Below are 18,940 nucleotides of genomic sequence, written 5' to 3'. Positions count from 1 at the left end.
TGGCGCGGTCAACCCGCCGACGACGTTCGGCGGCGGATCCGGCGCGGCAGCGCACCCGGGTCCCAGGCCCCGCCGCGGCCCCGCGTCAGGGGGTAGCACGCGAAGCCGATGAGGGCGGCGCTTCCGTGCCCGATATCGGTGAAGGTCCGACTCAGCAGGATCGGCGGTATCACCACGGCGAACACACCGAGGACGTACCACCAGCGCCACGGCCGCACCAGCCGATAGGCCAGCACGGCGGCGACACCGGCCAGCGCGTAGCTGACGCCGACGTCGAGGGTGTACATCGCCCGTTGCGGCGCGTCGTCGTTGCGGATCGCCCACAGCAGCACACCCTCGCTGAGATAGGTGGCGCCCACGTGCGCGAGCACGGCGACCACCAGCCAGCGCAGCGTGCCGAGCCACCGCTCGGCATTGGCGTGAAAGATCGTGAACAGCACCGCGTAACCGAACCAGCCACCCCCGTCGGTCCAGAACGCGCTGCCGATCAGCACCCGGACGGGGTCCTCGCCGAGGTGGTACAGATTGGTCGACCGATGCCCGAGCCAGGCCCTGGCCTCCTCGGGCGTGAGCCGGTGGATGATCACGGTCGTCACCGCCAGCGCGGCCAGCCACAGATACGTGCCCGGCGCGCTGCGCAGCCAGCGCCAGACCCCGGCCGCCACCGCGCCGGCTCGCGCCCGCCCGCTGCCCGATGCGCTCACCTTCGCCAGTGTGCCGGACTCCGGTGCTGTTTCCGCGTGCGGAGCCCGGGTAGTCGGCAAACAGAAACCCCATCGAGAAGCGGAGGTGTAGCTATGCCGCAGCAAGCATGGAGTAGCAAACGCGAACGGCAGTACAAGCACATCAAGGAATCGCAGAAGGAACGTGGCGCCGGCGAGGACAGGGCCGAGGAGATCGCGGCACGCACGGTCAACAAGTCGCGGGCGCAGTCCGGTGAGGCCAAGCGGTCGAGCAAGCTCTCCCGCACCGACACCTCGCCGCAGCGTCGTGGCGGCCAGCGGTCCCATCGCAAGGGTCCGCGCGGTCTGACCCGTGACCAGCTCTATGAAGAGGCGCGGCGCCGCAATATCGACGGTCGCTCGAAGATGAACAAGCAGGAACTGGCCCACGCCCTCGGTCGCGACTGACAGCCTCCGAAAGGTTCGCCATGCAGATCGGATTCAAACTGGCCGCCGAGGCGTTCGGCCCGAACGAGCTGGTGCGCCAAGCCGTTCGGGCCGAGGCCGCCGGCTTCGACTTCGTCGAGATGAGCGACCATTTCCACCCGTGGCTCGACAACCAGGGCCATTCACCCTTCGTCTGGACGGTCCTCGGCACCATGGCCGCCCGCACCGAGCGGATCGGCCTGGCCACCGGCGTGACCTGCCCGATCATCCGCTATCACCCCGCGATCGTCGCGCAGGCCGCCGCGACCACCGCGCTGATCTCGGACGGACGGTTCACCCTGGGTATCGGCTCCGGCGAACGCCTCAACGAGCACATCGTCGGCCGGGAGTTCCCGCCGATCCGGGTGCGGCAGGCCATGTTACGGGAGGCGCTCGAGATCATCCGGCTGCTCTGGCAGGGTGGGTATCGCAGCTACGACGGCCGGTATCTGTCGCTGTCGGACGCGCGGGTGTTCGACCTGCCCGACACCCTGCCCGAGATCGCGGTGGCTGCCGGTGGCCCCGAGGCCGCCGCCATCGCCGCCGAGCTCGGTGACGGCCTGTTCGCCACCGAGCCGAAACCCGAACTCGTGCAGGCGTATCGGCTGGCAGGCGGCTCGGGACCGCGGTACGCGGAAGTCGGCGTCGCCTTCGCCGAGAACGAACGCGACGGCGCCGCGGCCGCACTGTCGACCAACCGCTGGTCGGTCGGCGGCTGGAAGGTGCTCAGCGAGTTGCCCAATCCGGCGAACTTCGCCGCGGCGACGACGACCGTCCGCGAGGACGACATGCTCGAATCCTTCGTCTGCGGCAACGATCCCAAGCGCTATGTCGAGGCGGTGCGCGAGTACACCGACGCGGGCTTCGACCGTGTGGTCCTGATGAACGCGGGCCCGGACATGGACGCGTTCCTCGACTTCTACGCGGGCGAACTCGATCCGCTGCTGCGCGCCACCGGCTGACATCGGCGAAAGGCAGGTGGCACGGTGATCCGCGTCGGCACCTCCGGCTGGCAGTACCGCGACTGGCGTGGCGTGCTGTATCCGGACGGCCTGCCGATGCGGCGCTGGCTCGAGCACTACGCCGACGCGTTCGCCACGGTCGAATCGAACAACGCCTTCTACCGGCTGCCGAGCCGGGAGACCTTCGCCGCGTGGCGGGAGCGGACACCGGCGGACTTCCTGGTCGCGGTGAAAGCCAGCCGCTTCCTCACCCACATCAAGCGACTGCGCGAACCCGAGGAACCCGTGCAGCGCCTGCTCGATCGGGCCGACGGACTCGGCAAGCAACTCGGCCCGATCCTGCTGCAACTTCCGCCGACCCTGCGCGCGGATGCCGCGCTGCTCGACGACTGCCTGCGCTGCTTCCCCGCCTCGGTGCGGGTCGCGGTGGAACCCCGGCACGACTCGTGGTGGACCGACGACATCCGCGCGGTGCTGGAAGCCCGCCACGCCGCGCTGGCCTGGGCCGATCGCGACTCCCGCCCGATCACCCCGCTCTGGCGCACCACCGACTGGGCCTACCTGCGCCTGCACGAGGGTCGCGCGCACCCGGCGCCGCACTACGGCCGCCACGCGCTGGACAGCTGGGTGCACCGGCTGCTCGACGCCTGGCCCGATACCGCCGACATCCACGTCTACTTCAACAACGATCCCGGTGGCGCGGCCGTGCGCGATGCGATCACCTTCGCCCACCTCGCGGACGGGGCGGGCGCGCACGTCACCCGCGTGCCCGAGTCCGCACGAGCTGCCGCGGGAGGAAGCGGATGACGACCAGAACCCGGTATCCGGGTGCGGCGGAATACATTCCGCACACCGACGACCTGGCCGCCGTGCGCGCCGCCGCGCAACGCTGCCACGGCTGCGACCTCTACCGCGATGCCACCCAGACCGTGTTCGGCGAGGGCGCGGCGACGGCGAGCACCGTCCTGGTCGGCGAACAGCCCGGCAACGACGAGGATCTGGACGGGCACCCGTTCGTCGGCCCGGCGGGCCATCTGCTCGATCGCGCGCTGGCCGAGATCGGCGTCGACCGTGACTCGCTGTATCTCACCAACGCCGTGAAGCACTTCCGGTTCGTCGAGCGCGGCAAGCGCCGGATCCATCAGCAACCGCGCCGGACCGAGATCGTCGCGTGCGCACCGTGGCTGGTGACGGAGCTGGAACTGGTGGCCCCCGACCTGGTGATCTGCCTCGGCGCGATCGCCACGCAGGCGGTGCTCGGCCCGAAAGCCAAGGTCACCGAGCTGCGGGGACGGATCGTCGACGCCGAGCACTACCGGGTCGGGGCGACGGTGCACCCCGCCTCGGTCCTGCGCGCGACCGATCGCGCGCAGGCCTACACCGAGTTCGTCGACGACCTGACCCGGTTGTTCGAGGCGGGGTGAACCGGGATCACCAGCCCGGATCGACGTCCATCGGCACGTTGATCCAGCTCGGGCGGGCCGGGTCGAGCTCGAGGTGCTGGGTCCGCAGACCGCTCTCGTTCAGCAACGGCCGCAACGGGATTCCGCTGGGGAAGTTGCTCGCGAACATGTCGACGCGCAGGCGGTGACCCGGCAGGAGCACGCCGTCGGTGGCGCGGATGCCGATATCGACCGTGGTCGGCTCGCCCGGCACCACCGGCTGACGGGTGTCGAGGGTGAGAATCGGGTACGGGTCGGTGTAGTCGCCGTTGGGTGAGCGCGTCGACTTGCCGTCGTCGACCGCGCGCAGCGAGGCGACCAGCTGACCCTGCGACCAGACGGTCGAACGCCCGTCGGGCGCAACGTCGTTCACCGTCACCGTCCAGTAGCCGTCGGTCGCGTCGAGCACGGTGTTCAGGTGTGCCGCGATCGAGCCCGAGATGCGGGTCGGCTGGGTCACCGGCGCGGTGGTGAAGGTCAGCGCCGCGCCTTCACTGATCCGGGCGTCTTTGGCGCAGACATCGGGCAGCGGAATCAGACCGGCCGTGCCCTGCGCGGCATCGCGCGAGCAGACGGTGGTCAAGCTCGGATCGACCGAAACCCGCTGGGCGGCACCGGGTGCGGTGACCAGGCTGCCGTCGTGCCTGCTGCCGGGCGCTGTCCCCGAGGACGCGCCGTCGAGGTACAGCCGCCGGTGCTGCATGCCCGGCCGCGGGAACGCGACGTCGGTGGTCCACTGCTCGCTGCCCTGCTGCCACAAGGTGACCGGCTCGTAGCGGTCGATGCCGTTGTCGATGCCCTTGAGCCACTTGTCGAACCAGGCGCGCTGCAACGACTCCAGCGGCGCGGGCGCACCGGCCTGACCCAGGCCCGAGCTCACGGTCACGTGATAGACGTTGCCCATGATGAGCTTCTTCTGCTCGGCGGGCACATCGACGGCGTTGTAGATGCGCGGGGTCGAGTAGGTGAAGATGTCGTGCCAGCCGCCGTAGAGGAAGGTCGGCACCTGCACCTGATCCGGCGCGCCGACCCAGGCGGTCCGCAGCGGGCTCTCGTCGTCGAGGATCGAGGCCATCTCCGGCGGGATCTGGTCCACGCTCGGGGTGGTCAGCGCGGCGATGAGCACATTGAAGAAGGTGAACGGGTCGCGCACCCGGTCGGCCAGCCAGGTCCAGTCGAACTTGCCGGTCAGGATCGAGACCAGGTCCGGCAGCAGTTTCGTGCCGTCGACGGCGAGCAGCCAGGCCGGGATGAAGCCGATGCCGAGCGCACCACCGGGGGCGGCGACATCGCGGATCAGGTCGCTGCCCGGCACGATCGGGAAGATCGCCTTGAGCGCCTCGGGATGCCGCTGCGCGGTCTGCAGCTGGTTGATCCCGGAGTAGGAGATGCCGCTCATCCCGATCTTGCCGTCGGACCAGCGCTGCTCGGCTGCCCAGTCGACGACCTCGACGCCGTCGAGCTGTTCGCGTTCGCCGAACACCTGCCAGACGCCCTGCGAGAAACCGGTGCCGCGCACGTCGACGACGACCTGGGTGTAGCCGCCGCGGATCAGGTTCCGGTCCACGCCGAAGGTGCGCGCGGCGCCGCCGGGCAGGGCCTTCATCATGTCGCTGAGGCTGCTGAAGCCGAAGGCCGAGAAGTCCAGGTTCTGCAGGACCGGCATCAGCAGGTCGGACAGGCCGGGCACCGCGAGCGTCGAGTCGGCGATGTTGGAGACGAGCTTCGTGTACGGCGTCATGTTGACGATCGTCGGCGTCGGCTCGGCGATCGGCTGTCCGTCGGCGCCCGCCGGGTGATAGACGTTGGCTTTCAATACCGTTCCGTCACTCATGGTGATCGGCACGTCCCACTCGATGAAGACGTTCGGGTATTGTTGCGGCCCGTTGTGGGTGGCGACGAATTGCGCGTCCAGCCCATCGGTGGCAGGCAATGCCTGGCCTACCGGTGCCGACGCGACCGCCCCCGCGAACACGACGACAGATGCGACCAGCGCGGCCAGTCGCCCTCGATGTTTGATCATGCTTCGGTCTCAGCCCTCCACCATCGGGAACCACGACGTTCCCGTACCGGAAAGTAACGTAGCCTGCGTCACGTTCGATCGCAAGAACATGTTCCCGGCCCACCCCCTGTACCGACCAACCGCCGCGCGGACCCGATCAGGCCACCTGACAGAATCGACGATGTGAACGCGCCCGAACTCGATGCCGACGGACGCAGATACCGCGGCGCCGCCCCCGGGCAGCGTCAGCAGGAGCGCCGCGCCCGCCTGATCGACGCGGCGACCGAGGCGTTCGGCACCGACGGCTACCGCAACACCACGGTCACCTCGATCTGCGCCGCCGCCGGCGTCGGGAAGCGCTACTTCTACGAATCCTTCACCGACAGCGAGGATTTGCTGCTCGAGGTGTATCGCGAAGTGGCCGCGCGGATGATCGAGGCGATCCATGTCGGCATCGGCGACGTCGAGGCCGAGATCCCCACCAGGGTGCGCAGCGCGCTGACGGCGTATTTCCAGCTCATCCTCGACGACCCGCGAGTGCCGAGGATCGCCTTCTTCGAGATCCTCGGCGTGAGCCCGACCGTCGACCGCGCCTATCATGATGTGCTCGACGCACTGATCGACATCTGCATGGCCCTGCTGACCCCGTATGTGGACCTGGACAACCACCCCGCCGTGAGCGTGCGGATGGTGGTGCTCGGGCTTGTCGGCGCGATCCTGATCATCGCCCAGAAATGGGTGCTCGACGACTACCGCCAGCCGCTGGACGACGTCGTCGACAGCGGGTTCCTCGTGGTGACCGCCGTGCTGGAGCGCATCGGCTCGGTCACCGAATAGCGCTGCGCTAGAGCACTTTCCGCGCGGCGATGCCGTCGAGCAGGGCGGCCAGACCGAACCGGAAGCTGCTGTCGGGCGCGGCGTTGTAACCGGTGCCCGCTGCGCGCTCGATCCGGGCGCGCAGCCGGGGGAACGTGCCCGCGATCTCGCTCGCCTCGGTCATCGCCTGCGCCAGTTGCGCTTCCGGGTCGGCGCCGCCCTTGCTCAGCCGTCTGCGCAGGGAGACGTTGGCGGCGGGGCCGGTCGCGTTGCCGAGGACGAACAGGAAGATCGCGGCGACGGCGCGGTCGGCATCGTCGTCGTCGAACCCGGCCGACTCGAAGATCGCCAGCGCGTTCTCGTCGTGCCTGGACTTGTTGGGGCCGTAGAGCAGATGACTCGCCTGCGCCTGCACCAGCCAAGGGTGCCTGGCCAGCGCCTCATACATCCCGGTGGCCATCGACTCGGCGGCCGCGCGCCAGTCGGCGGCATCCGGGTCGGGCAGGTCGATCTCGCCCCACACCTCGTCGACGGCCAGGCGCACCAGGTTGTCCTTGTTCTTCACGTGCCAGTACATGGCGGTCGCGGCGGAGTCCAGGCGCTGACCGAGGCTGCGCATGTTCAGTCCGTCCAGGCCCTCCTCGTCGAGCAGCTCGATCGCCGCGCCGACGATCTGTTCCCTGGTCAAGGTGTCGCGTGCCATGCCGCCACGATAGGCGCGCTCGCCCGACTTTCACAAAGTTCAATAAGTCACTTGCACTTAGTTCAAGTCTGACGCTATGGTTCTTTTACTTAGTTCAAGTCGGATCGGAGCACCCCATGAACACCCTCGTCGCCGCCATCGAGATCGCCATCGCCGCCGCCTTCGTGAGCATGCCGATCGTCCGCCACCGCTACGGCAAGGCCGCCATGGCGACCGCGCAGGCCGAGCTGTCGCGCCAGGGCGTGCGCACCACAGCGCTGCACGAACACGGCATGCGGTTCGATGCCAGCGGGCACGAGAGCGCGGCGCCGCTGAGCGTCGCCGCGATCATGCTCACCGCGGCCGGGCTGAACCTGGCCGGCCTCGACATCGCCCGCCCGGTGAACTGGATGGTGCTGACCCTGGTGTTCCTCGGCAACTGCGTGATCGTCTACAGCAACCACACCGCGGTGCGGTCGGTGACGGCCGCCTTCGCCCGCACCGGTGATCCCGAGCTGGCGCGGATCGACGTGCCCGCCCTGCTCGACCGCGCCGAAGCCGGGTTCCCGGCGTGGACCTGGACTCTCCAGAAGGTCCGCAACACAGTGGTTTTCGCGGGCGCCGTCATCGGGCTGGCGCTGTCGGTCCTCGGCTGAGATCCCCGTCCCGAAGCCCCGGTTCCGGCCGGGGTTTCGTCGTGCGCGGGCTCGGGCACCGCGAGGACGGCCACCGCCGACAGCACCGCCGTGGTCGGTACCGCGTCCTGGGCAGCGAGCAGGCCGAAAACGACGCCGAGCACACCGAATACCGCCCAGGTGCTCGCCGGCCTGCCGAGCGCGGCGGTGACCAAATAGATCAGCGGCAGCACCTGTCCGACGACCTGTCCACCGCCGCGCTGGCCGCCCGCGAAGGCGTGAGCGCACGCCACCTGACCCGCCTGTTCGGCAAACACCTCGGCGTCACCCCTGGCCGCCACATCCGCCGCGCGCGGGTCGAAGCGGCCGCCCAGTTGCTGGTGCACACCACGACCCCGGTCGCGGCGATCGCGACCCGCTGCGGCTTCGGCACGGCCGAGTCACTGCGGCAAGCGTTCGTGCGCCGGTTCGGCGTCGCACCCGCGCATTACCGAGCGACGTTGTCGCGGCACTCCCCCTCGACGAGCTCGGAGGCGGTCAGCCGATCCCGGCCGTGAACTCGGCGAACCGCTCGGCGATGCGGTCGGGGTATTCACCGTTGATGGCGTGCGAGGCGTCCGGCCACACCTCCACCTGGGCGCCGGGGATCAGCCGGGCGGTGTCGGCGGCCTCGGTCGCGTCGTGCACGATGCTGCGACCGGCGAACACGGCAAGCACCGGCACGGCGATCGCGCGCAGTTCTTCCTCGGTCGGGCGCGGCAGCAGCGGCTGGGCGTCGCGGTAGTCCCTCATGCCGGAGGCGACCAGCCTGCCCTCGGGGACCGAGTCGTCGACGGGAGCGCCACCGGAAATCCAGCTCAGCAGCCGATTGCGCAGCCTCGGCGGCATCGCGGGGATGGCGCTGCCCAGCGAGACGATGATCATCTTCCAGCTCAACCGGGCGAAGGTGTTCGCCGGATCGAGCAGGGTGATCGAGGCGACGCAGTCGGGGCGGTGCATGGCGGTCTGCACCGCCAGATTCGCGCCGATGCTCACGCCGAGCAGATGGGCGCGTGGAACACCCAGTCCGGCAATGGTTTCCGAGACCCAGGTGGCTTGATCGAGTCCGTCGATCAGCTCCCTGGTCTGGCCGCTCGCGCCCGGCTCACCGACGCTGTCCACCGACCAGACGGTGTGCCGCGCCCGCAGGCCGGGCAGGTTGGTGGCCCACATCGGGGTCGATGCCTGCCGGCCGGACAGCAGGACCACCGGCGTGCCACCGCTGGGGCCGAACCGGTAGGCGCGCACCTGCCCGAACGAAGTGGGCACCGCCGCCATCGCGTCGGGCTTCGGTAGTTCCGCCATGCCTGCGCGATAGGCGGCGGCGAACCGGTGGAAGCTCGCCTGGTCGGTGAAGTACCCGACCTTGTCCGCGGGTCGACCGATCGTGGGATCCAGGAAGAACTCGTCCTCGGCCATGCCGCCGAGGGTAGTCCGCCCACCTGTGCCACGGCGGCAGGCGGGCCGATCAGCGCAGCAGGGCGACGATCGCGTCCTGGTCGAGGCGTTCGGCGTTCTGCAGTGCGGTGCGGCCGTCCGCGTCGCGGATCTGCGGGTCGGCGCCGCGGGCGATCAGGTCACGTACCAGGGCCGCGTCGTTGTCCGCTGCGGCGGCGAACAGTTCGTCGTCGAGACTGTGATCGACCTGCCGGGTGGTCGGCGGCTGCTCCGTGGTCGGCGACGGTGGCGTGGCCTGCGCGGATACCTCGGTGGTCGCCGAGGCGTGGGCGGCCTGCGGCACATCCGGGTCGGCGGAACAGGCGCCGATCCCCACCGCGAGCACCGCGAGCGCGAGCACACCGGCACCACGGACTGTGGGGCGAGCCGGATTCATAGGTTCTCCTCTGGTCAGGTCCCCTCCACCGTGCCTACCGGGCCCCACCGCGTCCAGGACGAAGTACCGATCACCGCCATCGACGGCCAGACCGTGCGCCTGACCCATCCGCCGACAGATCTGGTCTTCGACGAAAAGTGACCGGTTGACCACCCCGGCTCCCGGGGTAACCCTGAGTTATGACTACTCACGAGGATCAGCAACTCGACGAGGTCATCGAACGGTTGACCATCCGTTACCCCACGATCGCCCCGGCCGAGATAGCCGACATCGTCCAGCAGACCTATGACCATTTCGCGAAGGTGCACGTCCGCGACTTCGTTCCGCTGCTCGTCGAACATCATGTGCGGGAAGAGCTGGGCACGCCGACCGGGGATATCCCACCCATCCCGGACTGATCGGGCCGCGGCACCGCTAGCGTTGGCGTAGCACACGCCGACACTGAGGAGTTCCGCATGCCCGAGACCGTCCGTGGAGTCATTGCCCGCGCGCAGGATGCCCCGGTCGAAACGGTCGACATCGTGATCCCCGATCCGGGGCCGCACGATGTGATCGTCCGTGTGCAGGCCTGCGGGGTCTGCCACACCGACCTGCACTACCGCGAGGGTGGGATCAACGACGAGTTCCCGTTCCTGCTCGGTCACGAGGCCGCCGGTGTCGTCGAGACCGTCGGCTCCGCGGTCACCCATGTCGCCGAGGGCGATGCGGTGGTGCTGAACTGGCGCGCGGTCTGCGGCGAATGCCGGGCCTGTCGGCGCGGCCGCCCCTGGTACTGCTTCGACACCCACAACGCGAGCGCCCCGATGACGCTCACCGACGGCACCGCGCTGACCCCCGCGCTCGGCATCGGCGCATTCGCGGACAAGACCCTCGTGCACGAAAAGCAGTGCACCAAAATCGATCCCGAGACCGACCCGGCAGTGTCGGGTCTGCTCGGCTGCGGCGTGATGGCAGGCATCGGTGCCGCCATGAACACCGGCGCCGTCTCGCGCGGCGACAGTGTCGCGGTGATCGGCTGCGGCGGTGTCGGCGACGCCGCGATCGCGGGCGCCCGCCTGGCCGGCGCGGGCACGATCATCGCGATCGACCGCGACCCGCGAAAGCTGGAGTGGGCGAAGGATTTCGGCGCTACCCACACCATCGACGCGAGCACCGGTGACGTGGTCGAGCAGATCAAGGAGCTCACCGACGGTTTCGGCGCCGATGTCGTGATCGACGCGGTCGGCAGGCCGGAGACCTGGCAGCAGGCGTTCTACGGTCGCGACCTCGCGGGCACCGTGGTGCTCGTCGGCGTCCCGACACCGGACATGAAGCTCGAGATGCCGCTGATCGACCTGTTCTCGCACGGCGGCTCCCTCAAGTCGTCCTGGTACGGCGACTGCCTGCCCGAACGCGACTTCCCGATGCTCATCGATCTGTATCGCCAGGGCAGGCTGCCGCTGGACCGCTTCGTCACCGAGCGCATCGGCATCGACGAGGTCGAGCAGGCGTTCACCGCCATGGGCGAGGGCCGGGTGCTGCGTTCGGTGGTGGTCTGGTGAGCGCCCGCATCGAGAAGGTCGTCACCTCAGGCGTTTTCGCGCTCGACGGCGGCACCTGGGAGGTCGACAACAATGTGTGGCTGATCGGCGACGACGACGAGGTGCTGGTCGTCGACGCCGCCCACGACGCCGACGCCATCGCCGCGGCGGTCGGCTCCCGGCATGTCACCGCGATCCTGTGCACGCACGGCCACAACGACCACGTGACCGTCGCGCCCGAACTCGGCGAGCGCCTCGACGCCCCGGTCCTGCTCCACCCCGGCGACGAGCCGCTGTGGCGGATGACCCACCCCGACGCCGGCTACCTCTCGCTGGCGGATACCACCCGGATCACGGTGGCGGGCACCGACATCGACCTTCTGCACACCCCCGGCCACTCCCCCGGCTCGGTCTCGCTGCACCTGCCCGAACTGGCGGCGCTGTTCACCGGTGACACCCTGTTCGCGGGCGGTCCGGGCGCCACGGGGCGGTCGTTCTCCGATTTCGGCACGATCATCGATTCGATCCGCGACCGATTGTTCGCGCTGCCCGAGGAGACCACGGTTTACACCGGACACGGCGACACGACCACCATCGGCACCGAAAAGCCCGCCCTCGCCGACTGGATCGCCCGCGGCCACTGACCCAGTCGATCTGGACGATCGATCACCAGGCTCTGGCAGCAGCAACGGCCGAGAAGAAGAATCCACCAGAGCCTGGTGATCTTGTAGCCGAATCAGGTGTCGTGGCTCGGCGCGGTCGATCGGCCTATTCCCGGCACGAATCTGCCTGTGGTGGCGCAGTACTCCCGATAGTCGGCGCCGTGGACCCTGGTCAGGTACGGCTCCTCGACCACGCGGACTTGCAGTTCGATCGTCAGGACAAGTAGCAAGAATGCCGCCAGCGCGACGGCGTTCGGGATGATCAACGCGATCCCCGCGCCGAAGACGAGCATCGCGGTGAAGATCGGATTGCGCACCAGGCCGAATACGCCGGAGCGAACCAAAGTCGTTGTCTCACTGGCATCGACACCGATCCGCCAGGATTCGCCCATCTCGTTCTGCGCGTAGAGGGTCGCGCCGATTCCCGCGATCGCCAGGACGAATCCGGCCGTCTGGATCGGCGCGGCGGTGAGGGCATCGATCGGGCCGAGTACGCCGCCGAGTTGCAGAGCCACCGCTGCCAGCCCCACGACGATCGCCGCGATGAAGCCGACACCGGCCAGCCATTCCAGCGACCCGGGACGCCCGCTGATGCCGCGGAACCCGGTGGAGCCGGTCGCCCGATACTGCCGCCAACTGCGCCAACCGAATCCGAGCGCACCGAAAATCACGTACAGGACCAATGCCGAGACAGCCATAGCCACTTCCTTTCCTCAGTCGTCGCAGCAGTCGCGGGCCGCGACCGTGCCGAGTGGCGGTGTCACGCAACAGGTGTCGCCCCGCCACGCGTCGCGACCTTCTTTCACGGCGATGACGGCGATCACCAGAGCCGCGATCGGATCGGCCCATGACCAGCCGAACAGGGCATTGAGCAGCAGCCCGACGAGCAGCACCGCGGACAGGTAGGTGCACAGCAAGGTCTGCTTGGAGTCGGCGACCGCCGAGGCAGAGCCGAGTTCACGGCCCGCGCGGCGCTGCGCTATCGACAGGACCGGCATGATCACCAGACTCGCTGCCGCCAAGCCGATTCCGACCGGAGAATGCCGCGCTTCCCCCACCCCGAACAGCGCGCGCACCGCGTCGACGGTGACGTAGGCGGCCAGCGCGAAGAACGAGAACGCGATGATCCGCAGCGTGACCTTCTCCCTGGCTTCCGGATCCCGGCCGGCGAACTGCCACGCGACCGCCGCCGCGGAGGACACCTCGATCACCGAGTCGAGCCCGAAGCCGATCAATGCCGACGAGGACACCCGAGTGCCCTCGGTCAGCGCGATGATCGCCTCGATCACGTTGTAGCTGATCGTCGCGGCCACCAACCAGCGGATCCGGGTGGCGAGCACCTTGCGGCGACCCGGAAGCACCAGCGGCACGCCGAGTTCCGGCATCAGCAGCACTCCTCGGTCGCGGCCGCAGGGCAGCAGGCCGGATCGACTTCGAGCACCAAGCCGATGAGGTCGTCGAGTGCCCGGCCGATCCGTGGATCGGCCAGCTCGTAGCGGCTACGCCGACCTTCCGGCACGGCGACAACCAGCCCGCAGCCGCGCAGACAGGCCAGGTGGTTGGACAGGATCTGCCGGGACACCCCGATCTTGTCCGCCAGCTCCGACGGGTACCCGGGCGCAGAGCGCAGGCTCAGCAGGATCCGCGTCCGGGTCGAGTCCGACAGCGCGTACCCGAAGCGGGACAGTGCGTCGCCATGCATCACGGTGTCCATGGCTTCTATAGTACAGATATTTCTGTATTCAGAAACCACTGTACAAGAGCGCGTGTTACCGAGTCTGGGTTTCGGGACGCCGCATCCACACGACCAAGGCGATAACCAGCGCGAATGCGGCCAGCGCGGTCCCGGTGCGCAGGAAGTGGAAGGCATCCCAGCGGGCGAGGATGGTAGCGTAGTCAGCCGGAGCTCCCGCGACCGCCCACTCGTTGATCCGGTGGTTGATCGGCACATTGCCGAGCCTGGTGACGGCGAACGAGGCGACCACCAGGGCCGTGGCCGCCGCGGCGACGACCCGGTGCCGACCCGTCGAGAACACAGCGGCGACCAGGCAGCTCAGCGCGGCGGCTGCCATCGTGGCCTGCATGCTGATGCTGTTGTTCCGCATGAGTTCGGTGTGGAATTCGAGGCGCATCTGCAGCGGCACCCGATCGAAGGTCGGAACGAGATTGGCGGCGCCGTAACCGAAAGCGCCGGCGAGCAGACCGGTGGTGAGCAGGGCGAGCGAGCGGATACTTCGGACGAGCACAGCGATCTCCTCGATCAGGCGGCGGGAACGGTGCGGGTGAGCTGGTCGGCGCGGCGGAGCTTGCCGTCCGGCGTGAATTCACCGAACAAGAAGACCTCCGTGGTGACGGTTCCCGTCGTGCGCATCGTGGCGTGGATGGTCATCCGCACGGCCATCCGATCGCCGTCCGCGATCACCTCCTCGACCTCGAACCGGTAGTCGCGCAGGTTCTTTCGCACGGGACGGAGGTGGGCGACCAGCCGGTCCCGATCCAGCCGGATCCCGTCGGCAACCTGCACGATGTCGGGCGTGTGAAACCGGTCGACGACGTCGGCCGGATCGGTGTCACCGTCCAGCGCGGCGGCGGTGTACTCGGTGAAGAAGTCAGCGATGAATTGCTCGGGCGAACGGGGCGGTGCGGGGTCCATGACACTCCAGCCGTAGAATTCTTACAGTGCTGTAAAGGTTAGACCTAGCCACGCAATTTTGACAAGGGTGTAAGACTTTGACTCGATCAGGGGAACCGAAACGACGTGCGGACGCCACCCGCAGCAAGGCGGCGGTGCTCGACGCCGCCACCCGGCTGCTCGCCACCCAGCCGGATGCCGGGATGGCCGCGATCGCCGCGGAGGCAGGCGTGACCAGGCAAACCGTCTACGCGCACTTCGCTTCTCGAGACGACCTGATCAACGCCGTCGTCGACCGAACGACCGGCCAGGCCGCCGAAGCCATGCGGGCGGCCGATCTCGACAGTGGCCCGGCCACCGATGCCCTGGTGCGAATGCTCGATGTGGGCTGGCGGTTCTTCCGGGTCTCCCCGCTCGCCCACCATGTCGGCGCGTTCGCGCGCCAACGCGACGAGGATCGTCAGTTCCCCATCAACGAGCGACTGCTCCGGCTCATCACCCGAGGACAGCGTGCGGGCGAGTTCGACGGCGAGGTGTCACCGCAGTGGCTCGTCACCGCGATCGTCGCGGTCAGCCATGCGGCGGGCGACGAGGTCAGGGCAGGTCGGATGACGCAGCCACAGGCGCAGGCGGTGCTGCGCGACAGCGTCCTTCGGCTGGTCGGCGGGAGCGTAAACATTCCGTAAGGCGGTTCGGCGACAGTGGCATCACACCGCAACAACGAAGGGATGCACATCATGCGCAAGTTCAAGCTCCAGGTCCAGACCACCATCGACGGCTTCATGGCAGGCCCGAACGGCGAGATGGACTGGCTGACGTTCGCGTGGAGCGACGACCTCGCCGCCCACATCGGTGCGCTGACCGAGCCGGTCGACACCATCGTGCTCGGCCGCAAGCTCGCCGAAGGATTCATTCCGCACTGGGCCGCGCAGCCCGAGCACGAGACCCAGGAGGCGATCGACACCATGAACAAGACGCCGAAGGTCGTCATCTCGCGGACCATCACCGAATCGCCGTGGGACAACACGGTTGTCGCGGCCGACGCGGCTGTCACGATCCGCGAACTGAAGGCGCGGCCGGGCGGCGACATCATCGCCTACGGCGGCGGCGAGCTCGTGTCGAGCCTGATCGCGCAGGGGCTGTTCGATGAGCTGAATCTGTTCGTCAACCCGACCGCGATCGGCGCCGGACTCCCGGTGTTCGCCGCGACCGGCGCGAACCAGCAGTTCGCGCTCGAGTCGGCGACCCGGTTCGAGTGCGGGATCGTCGGTCTCCGCTACGTGCCCGCCGCCTCGTGAGCTCGCCGGTCCGAAAACTCAGCGCGATGCGGCGACGGCGTCGATGAGTTCGCGTGCCGCGGCGGCGGTCAGGTCGAGTCCCGCCGCGTGGGCGGCGGTGAAGGCATCAGCGCCGAGCCCGGTGCGGACCGTCGCGATGGCTCGGTCGATGTCGGGCTGCTCGGCGGGCAGCAACGGCATTCCGGTGCCGGCCCGCAGCGCTTCCGCGGCGCCGAGCAGGCGTGCGGCGGTGTCGAATTCGCCGAGGGCCGCGGTGGCCGCTGCCGCACCGCCCAGCGCGAAGGCGGCATCGCGGGGCGCGTCGATGCGTTGTGAGCCGTCGAAGGCGCGCAGATGCTCGAACAGGCCGGCAGCCGGTTCGCCGCGCTGTTCCAGCAGATAGCCCAGTTCGACCTGGAGCATCGGCACGAACAGCGGCGTCTCGGTGTCGTCGGCGGAGTCGGCGGAGTCGGCGGAGTCGGCGGAGTCGGCGAGCAGGCCACGCAGGAGCTGTTCGGCCTCCTCCGGCCTGTTGTCGCGACGAGCGGTGAAGGCCAGCACGATCGAGGCGAACAGCCTGCCCGCCCCGTCACCCTGTTCGGCCGCCAGCACCATGGCCTGCTCGGCGAAATCGCGCGCCTCGTCGAACTCGGTGTGCTGCATGGCAATCCAGCCGAGCCAGCACAGGTGCGCCGAGGCCTGGCCCCACAGCTCGAGTTCCCTGGCCAGGACGAGGGCCTCGCGGTGGATGTCGGCCGCGCCGTGCAGGTCGCCGGTCAGTTCGGCCAGACCGCCCAGCCATTCGGCGGCCTGCAACCGGCCCCAGCGGTCGCCGAGTTCGGCGAACAGACGCGCGGCCTCGTTGGCGTAGCGCGCCAGGGCGTCCACGTCGGCGCGGCTGTGCGCGGATTTCGCCAGCGCTACCTGGATGGTCGCGACGCTCCAACGGTCACCGAGGTCACGGCATTCCGCGAGCAGGTCCCGCACGGAGGTTTCCAGATCCTGATCGGCGCCCGCTTCCAGCGCCGACATCAGCAGGATGACCTCGGCGCGCACCCGCACGGCCGGGTCGTCGAGTGCGACAAGGGCGGCCGACACCTCCGCGCGGCGCGCACTCACGTCGAGGAAGTCGCCCTGCCGGAAGGCAGCCGTGAGGCGCCAAGCCGCGACCGGCGCCCGGCGCTGCGCGGTGCCGCCGAGGGCGAGCGCCGCGTCGAACCGGCGCCGGGCGGGGCCCAGCCGACCGCGAAGCAGCCAGTACCAGGCCAGCGCGTCGGTGAGGCACAGTGCCGCGTCGGCGTCTTGCTCGCGGAGGGAAGCATCAAGGGCTGCTTGTAGATTCGCGTCTTCGCTGTCGAGCTGAGCCAGCCACCGTTGCTGGTCGGCGCCGTACAGTTCCGGCGCGGCGCGCTCGGCGAGCGCTCGGTAGTACGCGTGATGCGCCCGGCGTACGGCGGCTTCTTCGCCAGCCTCGGTCAGGCGGTCCAGGCTGAACGCGGCCACCGATTCCAGTAGCCGGTAGCGTCGCCCGCTCTGCTGGACCAGCGATCGGTCGACCAGCCGCGCGATCAGATCGGCGACCAGCGCGGGCTCGACGGGCGCATCGTCCCCGGATACGACTGCGGAACACACGGATTCGGCGGCTTCGAGGGTGCAGCCGCCCGCGTGCACGGCGAGGCGCCGCAAGACGACCCGCTCGTTCTCGTCGAGCAGGCCCCAGCTCCAATCGATCATCGCCGCGAGGGTCTGCTGTCGCGGCGGAGCCCCGCGATGCCCGGTGGCCAGCAGGCGGAACCGGTCGTCGAGCCGGGCCACCATCTCGTGCACACCGAGCGCGCGGACCCTGGTCGCGGCCAGTTCGAGGGCCAGCGGAATGCCGTCGAGCCTGCGGCACAGGGTCGCGACCGCGCCGGCGTTCTCGGCGTCGAGGGCGAACTCTCGGGCACCGGCCTGCGCACGAGTCACGAAGAGCCGCACCGCATTCGACTCGGCGATGACCTCCATCTCGCTGTCCTTCGGCGGTACGGGGAGCGGTTCGACCGCGACGACATCTTCCCCGGCCAGGCGCAGTTGTTCGCGGCTGGTCGCGAGAATGCGCAGACCTGGCGCGGCACCGAGCAGAGCTTCGGTCAGATCCGCCACCTGGTCGACGATGTGTTCGCAGTTGTCCAGTACCACGAGGAGTTCCTGCTCGGCCAGCGCTTCCCCCAGCGCCGCCGGTGCCGAGCCGTCGCCCAGGCGAATTCCGACGACCTGGGCCACCGTCTCCGCGATACGGTCGGCGTCGGTCGTCGCCGACGCCAGCGGGGCGAGTTCGACGAGCCAGGCGCCGTGCGTAAAACGGTCGGTGAGACCAGCCGCGGTCGCCGTGGCGAGGCGGGTCTTGCCGACGCCGCCGGGCCCGGTCAGCGTGACCAGGCGTGAGGCGTCGACGGCGTGTCTCAGTGCTGCGAGATCGGCTGCCCGGCCGATCAATTCGGTGCGCTGGGCCGGAATGTTCGTCGTGCGCCGGCGAACGACCGCGCGCGGCCGGGTCACCACGAGACCGGGGTCCTGGCCGAGGATCGACCGGTGCAGGTCGACCAGTTCGGGACTCGGGTCAAGACCCAGCTCGTCGGCCAGCTGCCTGCGTAGATCCTCGTAGCTGTCGAGCGCTTCAGCCTGGCGGCACGCGCCGTACAGGGCACGTACCTGTGCCGCGCGGAGTCGTTCCCGCAGTGGGTGTTCCGTAACGAACCGGGTGAGATCGCCTGCCACCTCACCGTATTCACCCTCGGCGAGTCGGGCCTCGGCCAGTTCTTCGACGGCGACCAGCCGCAGCTCCTCCAGCTGGGCGATGGCCGACCGGGTGAACTCCGCGTCGCGGAAGTCGTCGAAAGCCGGTCCGCGCCATAGCCCGAGCGCCTCGGTCAGTGTCTTGATGCGCTCGCCCGGGTCGGTGTGGGTGCGTGCTTCGGCCAGCAGGGTGCGGAACCGCAGCGCGTCGACCTCGGTGGTGGCCAGGCGGTATCCGGGCGGCGGCGACACCACCAGATCCCGGCTGCCCGGCTCGGCGTCCTCGAGAGCGCGCCGCAGCTGCGACGCCTTGGCGGCCAGTGTGCCCGCGGGGTTGCCGGGCGGGTCCTCGCCCCAGATGTCGTCGACCAGGCGGTCGGCGGATACCGGCTGACCGGCGGCGAGCAGCAGGTCGGCCAGCAGGGCACGGACCTTGGTGCCGGGGATAGGCACTACGGCGCCGCCATCGGTCCACACCGTCAACGGACCGAGCACACCGAAACGCATAACCGCA

23 protein-coding genes are annotated in these 18,940 nt (G+C 69.3%); 12 read left to right on the top strand and 11 right to left on the bottom strand.

The features are described 5' to 3' along the window. Positions 1-8: 8 nt before the first annotated feature. Positions 9-704, bottom strand: a complete 696-nt coding sequence (locus IEY60_RS26255) for a rhomboid-like protein (RefSeq protein WP_229740125.1) — start codon at positions 702-704, stop codon at positions 9-11. A gap of 93 nt (positions 705-797) precedes the next feature. Here IEY60_RS26255 and IEY60_RS26250 point away from each other — a divergent pair, with 93 nt between their 5' ends. Genes IEY60_RS26250 through IEY60_RS26235 form a run of 4 tightly spaced genes read left to right on the top strand, consistent with a single transcriptional unit; the run spans position 798 to position 3,534 of the window. Next, a complete protein-coding gene (locus IEY60_RS26250; protein WP_189033141.1) occupies positions 798-1,130 on the top strand; it encodes a plasmid stabilization protein in 333 nt (110 codons plus the stop codon). Positions 1,131-1,150: 20 nt separating this feature from the next. Next, positions 1,151-2,110, top strand: a complete 960-nt coding sequence (locus tag IEY60_RS26245) for a TIGR03557 family F420-dependent LLM class oxidoreductase (protein WP_189033140.1) — start codon at positions 1,151-1,153, stop codon at positions 2,108-2,110. A gap of 24 nt (positions 2,111-2,134) precedes the next feature. Then, the gene (locus IEY60_RS26240) at positions 2,135-2,917 is read left to right on the top strand and encodes a DUF72 domain-containing protein (protein ID WP_189033139.1); all 783 of its coding nucleotides are present in this window, start codon (positions 2,135-2,137) and stop codon (positions 2,915-2,917) included. Then, complete coding sequence (locus IEY60_RS26235; RefSeq protein ID WP_189033138.1) at positions 2,914-3,534, top strand: UdgX family uracil-DNA binding protein; 621 nt, start codon at positions 2,914-2,916, stop codon at positions 3,532-3,534. The genes IEY60_RS26240 and IEY60_RS26235 overlap by 4 nt, the downstream gene beginning before the upstream one ends. A gap of 7 nt (positions 3,535-3,541) precedes the next feature. Here IEY60_RS26235 and IEY60_RS26230 read toward each other — a convergent pair whose 3' ends face one another. Further along, the gene (locus IEY60_RS26230; RefSeq protein ID WP_189033137.1) at positions 3,542-5,575 is read right to left on the bottom strand and encodes a CocE/NonD family hydrolase; all 2,034 of its coding nucleotides are present in this window, start codon (positions 5,573-5,575) and stop codon (positions 3,542-3,544) included. A gap of 162 nt (positions 5,576-5,737) precedes the next feature. Between IEY60_RS26230 and IEY60_RS26225 the strand changes: the two genes are divergently transcribed. Then, positions 5,738-6,391, top strand: coding sequence for a TetR/AcrR family transcriptional regulator (locus IEY60_RS26225; RefSeq protein WP_189033136.1), 654 nt, complete (start codon positions 5,738-5,740; stop codon positions 6,389-6,391). Between the two features lie 7 nt (positions 6,392-6,398). Here IEY60_RS26225 and IEY60_RS26220 read toward each other — a convergent pair whose 3' ends face one another. Next, positions 6,399-7,073: a TetR/AcrR family transcriptional regulator C-terminal domain-containing protein gene (locus IEY60_RS26220; RefSeq protein ID WP_189033135.1), complete on the bottom strand. Its 675-nt coding sequence runs from the start codon at positions 7,071-7,073 to the stop codon at positions 6,399-6,401. A 116-nt stretch (positions 7,074-7,189) separates the two neighbouring features. Between IEY60_RS26220 and IEY60_RS26215 the strand changes: the two genes are divergently transcribed. Together IEY60_RS26215 and IEY60_RS26210 are read left to right on the top strand one after the other, a co-directional pair. After that, complete coding sequence (locus tag IEY60_RS26215; RefSeq protein ID WP_189033134.1) at positions 7,190-7,708, top strand: hypothetical protein; 519 nt, start codon at positions 7,190-7,192, stop codon at positions 7,706-7,708. A 41-nt stretch (positions 7,709-7,749) separates the two neighbouring features. After that, positions 7,750-8,244 (top strand): helix-turn-helix domain-containing protein, encoded by a 495-nt coding sequence (locus IEY60_RS26210; RefSeq protein ID WP_229740124.1) that lies wholly within the window; start codon positions 7,750-7,752, stop codon positions 8,242-8,244. Here the strand turns inward: IEY60_RS26210 and IEY60_RS26205 are convergent. Next, positions 8,225-9,145: an alpha/beta fold hydrolase gene (locus tag IEY60_RS26205; protein WP_189033132.1), complete on the bottom strand. Its 921-nt coding sequence runs from the start codon at positions 9,143-9,145 to the stop codon at positions 8,225-8,227. The genes IEY60_RS26210 and IEY60_RS26205 overlap by 20 nt on opposite strands. Positions 9,146-9,194: 49 nt before the next feature. After that, a complete protein-coding gene (locus IEY60_RS26200) occupies positions 9,195-9,560 on the bottom strand; it encodes an ankyrin repeat domain-containing protein (protein ID WP_189033131.1) in 366 nt (121 codons plus the stop codon). 179 nt (positions 9,561-9,739) lie between these two features. Between IEY60_RS26200 and IEY60_RS26195 the strand changes: the two genes are divergently transcribed. From IEY60_RS26195 to IEY60_RS26185, 3 genes are read left to right on the top strand one after another with little or no spacing between them, the layout of a single operon-like run. Beyond that, positions 9,740-9,958: a three-helix bundle dimerization domain-containing protein gene (locus IEY60_RS26195; RefSeq protein ID WP_189033130.1), complete on the top strand. Its 219-nt coding sequence runs from the start codon at positions 9,740-9,742 to the stop codon at positions 9,956-9,958. Positions 9,959-10,015: 57 nt separating this feature from the next. Continuing rightward, positions 10,016-11,101 carry an S-(hydroxymethyl)mycothiol dehydrogenase gene (locus IEY60_RS26190; RefSeq protein ID WP_189033129.1) on the top strand — a complete coding sequence of 362 codons (1,086 nt, stop codon included), beginning with the start codon at positions 10,016-10,018 and terminating at the stop codon, positions 11,099-11,101. Next, positions 11,098-11,724, top strand: a complete 627-nt coding sequence (locus tag IEY60_RS26185) for an MBL fold metallo-hydrolase (RefSeq protein ID WP_189033128.1) — start codon at positions 11,098-11,100, stop codon at positions 11,722-11,724. Before IEY60_RS26190 ends, IEY60_RS26185 begins: the two co-directional genes overlap by 4 nt. 92 nt (positions 11,725-11,816) lie before the next feature. Here IEY60_RS26185 and IEY60_RS26180 read toward each other — a convergent pair whose 3' ends face one another. From IEY60_RS26180 to IEY60_RS26160, 5 genes are read right to left on the bottom strand one after another with little or no spacing between them, the layout of a single operon-like run. Further along, on the bottom strand, positions 11,817-12,440 hold the full coding sequence (locus IEY60_RS26180; RefSeq protein WP_189033127.1) for a methyltransferase family protein: 624 nt from the start codon (positions 12,438-12,440) through the stop codon (positions 11,817-11,819). Positions 12,441-12,455: 15 nt separating this feature from the next. Beyond that, a complete protein-coding gene (locus IEY60_RS26175; protein ID WP_189033126.1) occupies positions 12,456-13,127 on the bottom strand; it encodes a cation efflux transmembrane domain-containing protein in 672 nt (223 codons plus the stop codon). Further along, a complete protein-coding gene (locus tag IEY60_RS26170; protein ID WP_189033125.1) occupies positions 13,127-13,456 on the bottom strand; it encodes an ArsR/SmtB family transcription factor in 330 nt (109 codons plus the stop codon). The genes IEY60_RS26175 and IEY60_RS26170 overlap by 1 nt, the downstream gene beginning before the upstream one ends. 55 nt (positions 13,457-13,511) lie before the next feature. Further along, positions 13,512-13,988, bottom strand: a complete 477-nt coding sequence (locus IEY60_RS26165; RefSeq protein WP_189033124.1) for an anthrone oxygenase family protein — start codon at positions 13,986-13,988, stop codon at positions 13,512-13,514. A gap of 14 nt (positions 13,989-14,002) precedes the next feature. Then, positions 14,003-14,395 carry a nuclear transport factor 2 family protein gene (locus IEY60_RS26160; RefSeq protein WP_189033123.1) on the bottom strand — a complete coding sequence of 131 codons (393 nt, stop codon included), beginning with the start codon at positions 14,393-14,395 and terminating at the stop codon, positions 14,003-14,005. Positions 14,396-14,472: 77 nt separating this feature from the next. Here IEY60_RS26160 and IEY60_RS26155 point away from each other — a divergent pair, with 77 nt between their 5' ends. Together IEY60_RS26155 and IEY60_RS26150 are read left to right on the top strand one after the other, a co-directional pair. Continuing rightward, positions 14,473-15,060, top strand: coding sequence for a TetR/AcrR family transcriptional regulator (locus IEY60_RS26155; protein WP_189033122.1), 588 nt, complete (start codon positions 14,473-14,475; stop codon positions 15,058-15,060). Positions 15,061-15,111: 51 nt separating this feature from the next. Continuing rightward, positions 15,112-15,672 (top strand): dihydrofolate reductase family protein, encoded by a 561-nt coding sequence (locus IEY60_RS26150; protein WP_189033121.1) that lies wholly within the window; start codon positions 15,112-15,114, stop codon positions 15,670-15,672. 18 nt (positions 15,673-15,690) lie between these two features. Here the strand turns inward: IEY60_RS26150 and IEY60_RS26145 are convergent, their stop codons facing one another. Then, positions 15,691-18,933, bottom strand: a complete 3,243-nt coding sequence (locus IEY60_RS26145; protein ID WP_189033120.1) for an AfsR/SARP family transcriptional regulator — start codon at positions 18,931-18,933, stop codon at positions 15,691-15,693. Between the last annotated feature and the right edge of the window lie 7 nt (positions 18,934-18,940).

The organism is Nocardia rhizosphaerihabitans, assembly GCF_014646295.1.
Classification (GTDB): domain Bacteria; phylum Actinomycetota; class Actinomycetes; order Mycobacteriales; family Mycobacteriaceae; genus Nocardia; species Nocardia rhizosphaerihabitans.
The sequence above is the reverse complement of the archived record's forward strand: the minus strand, read 5'-3'. Positions and strand labels throughout refer to the sequence as shown.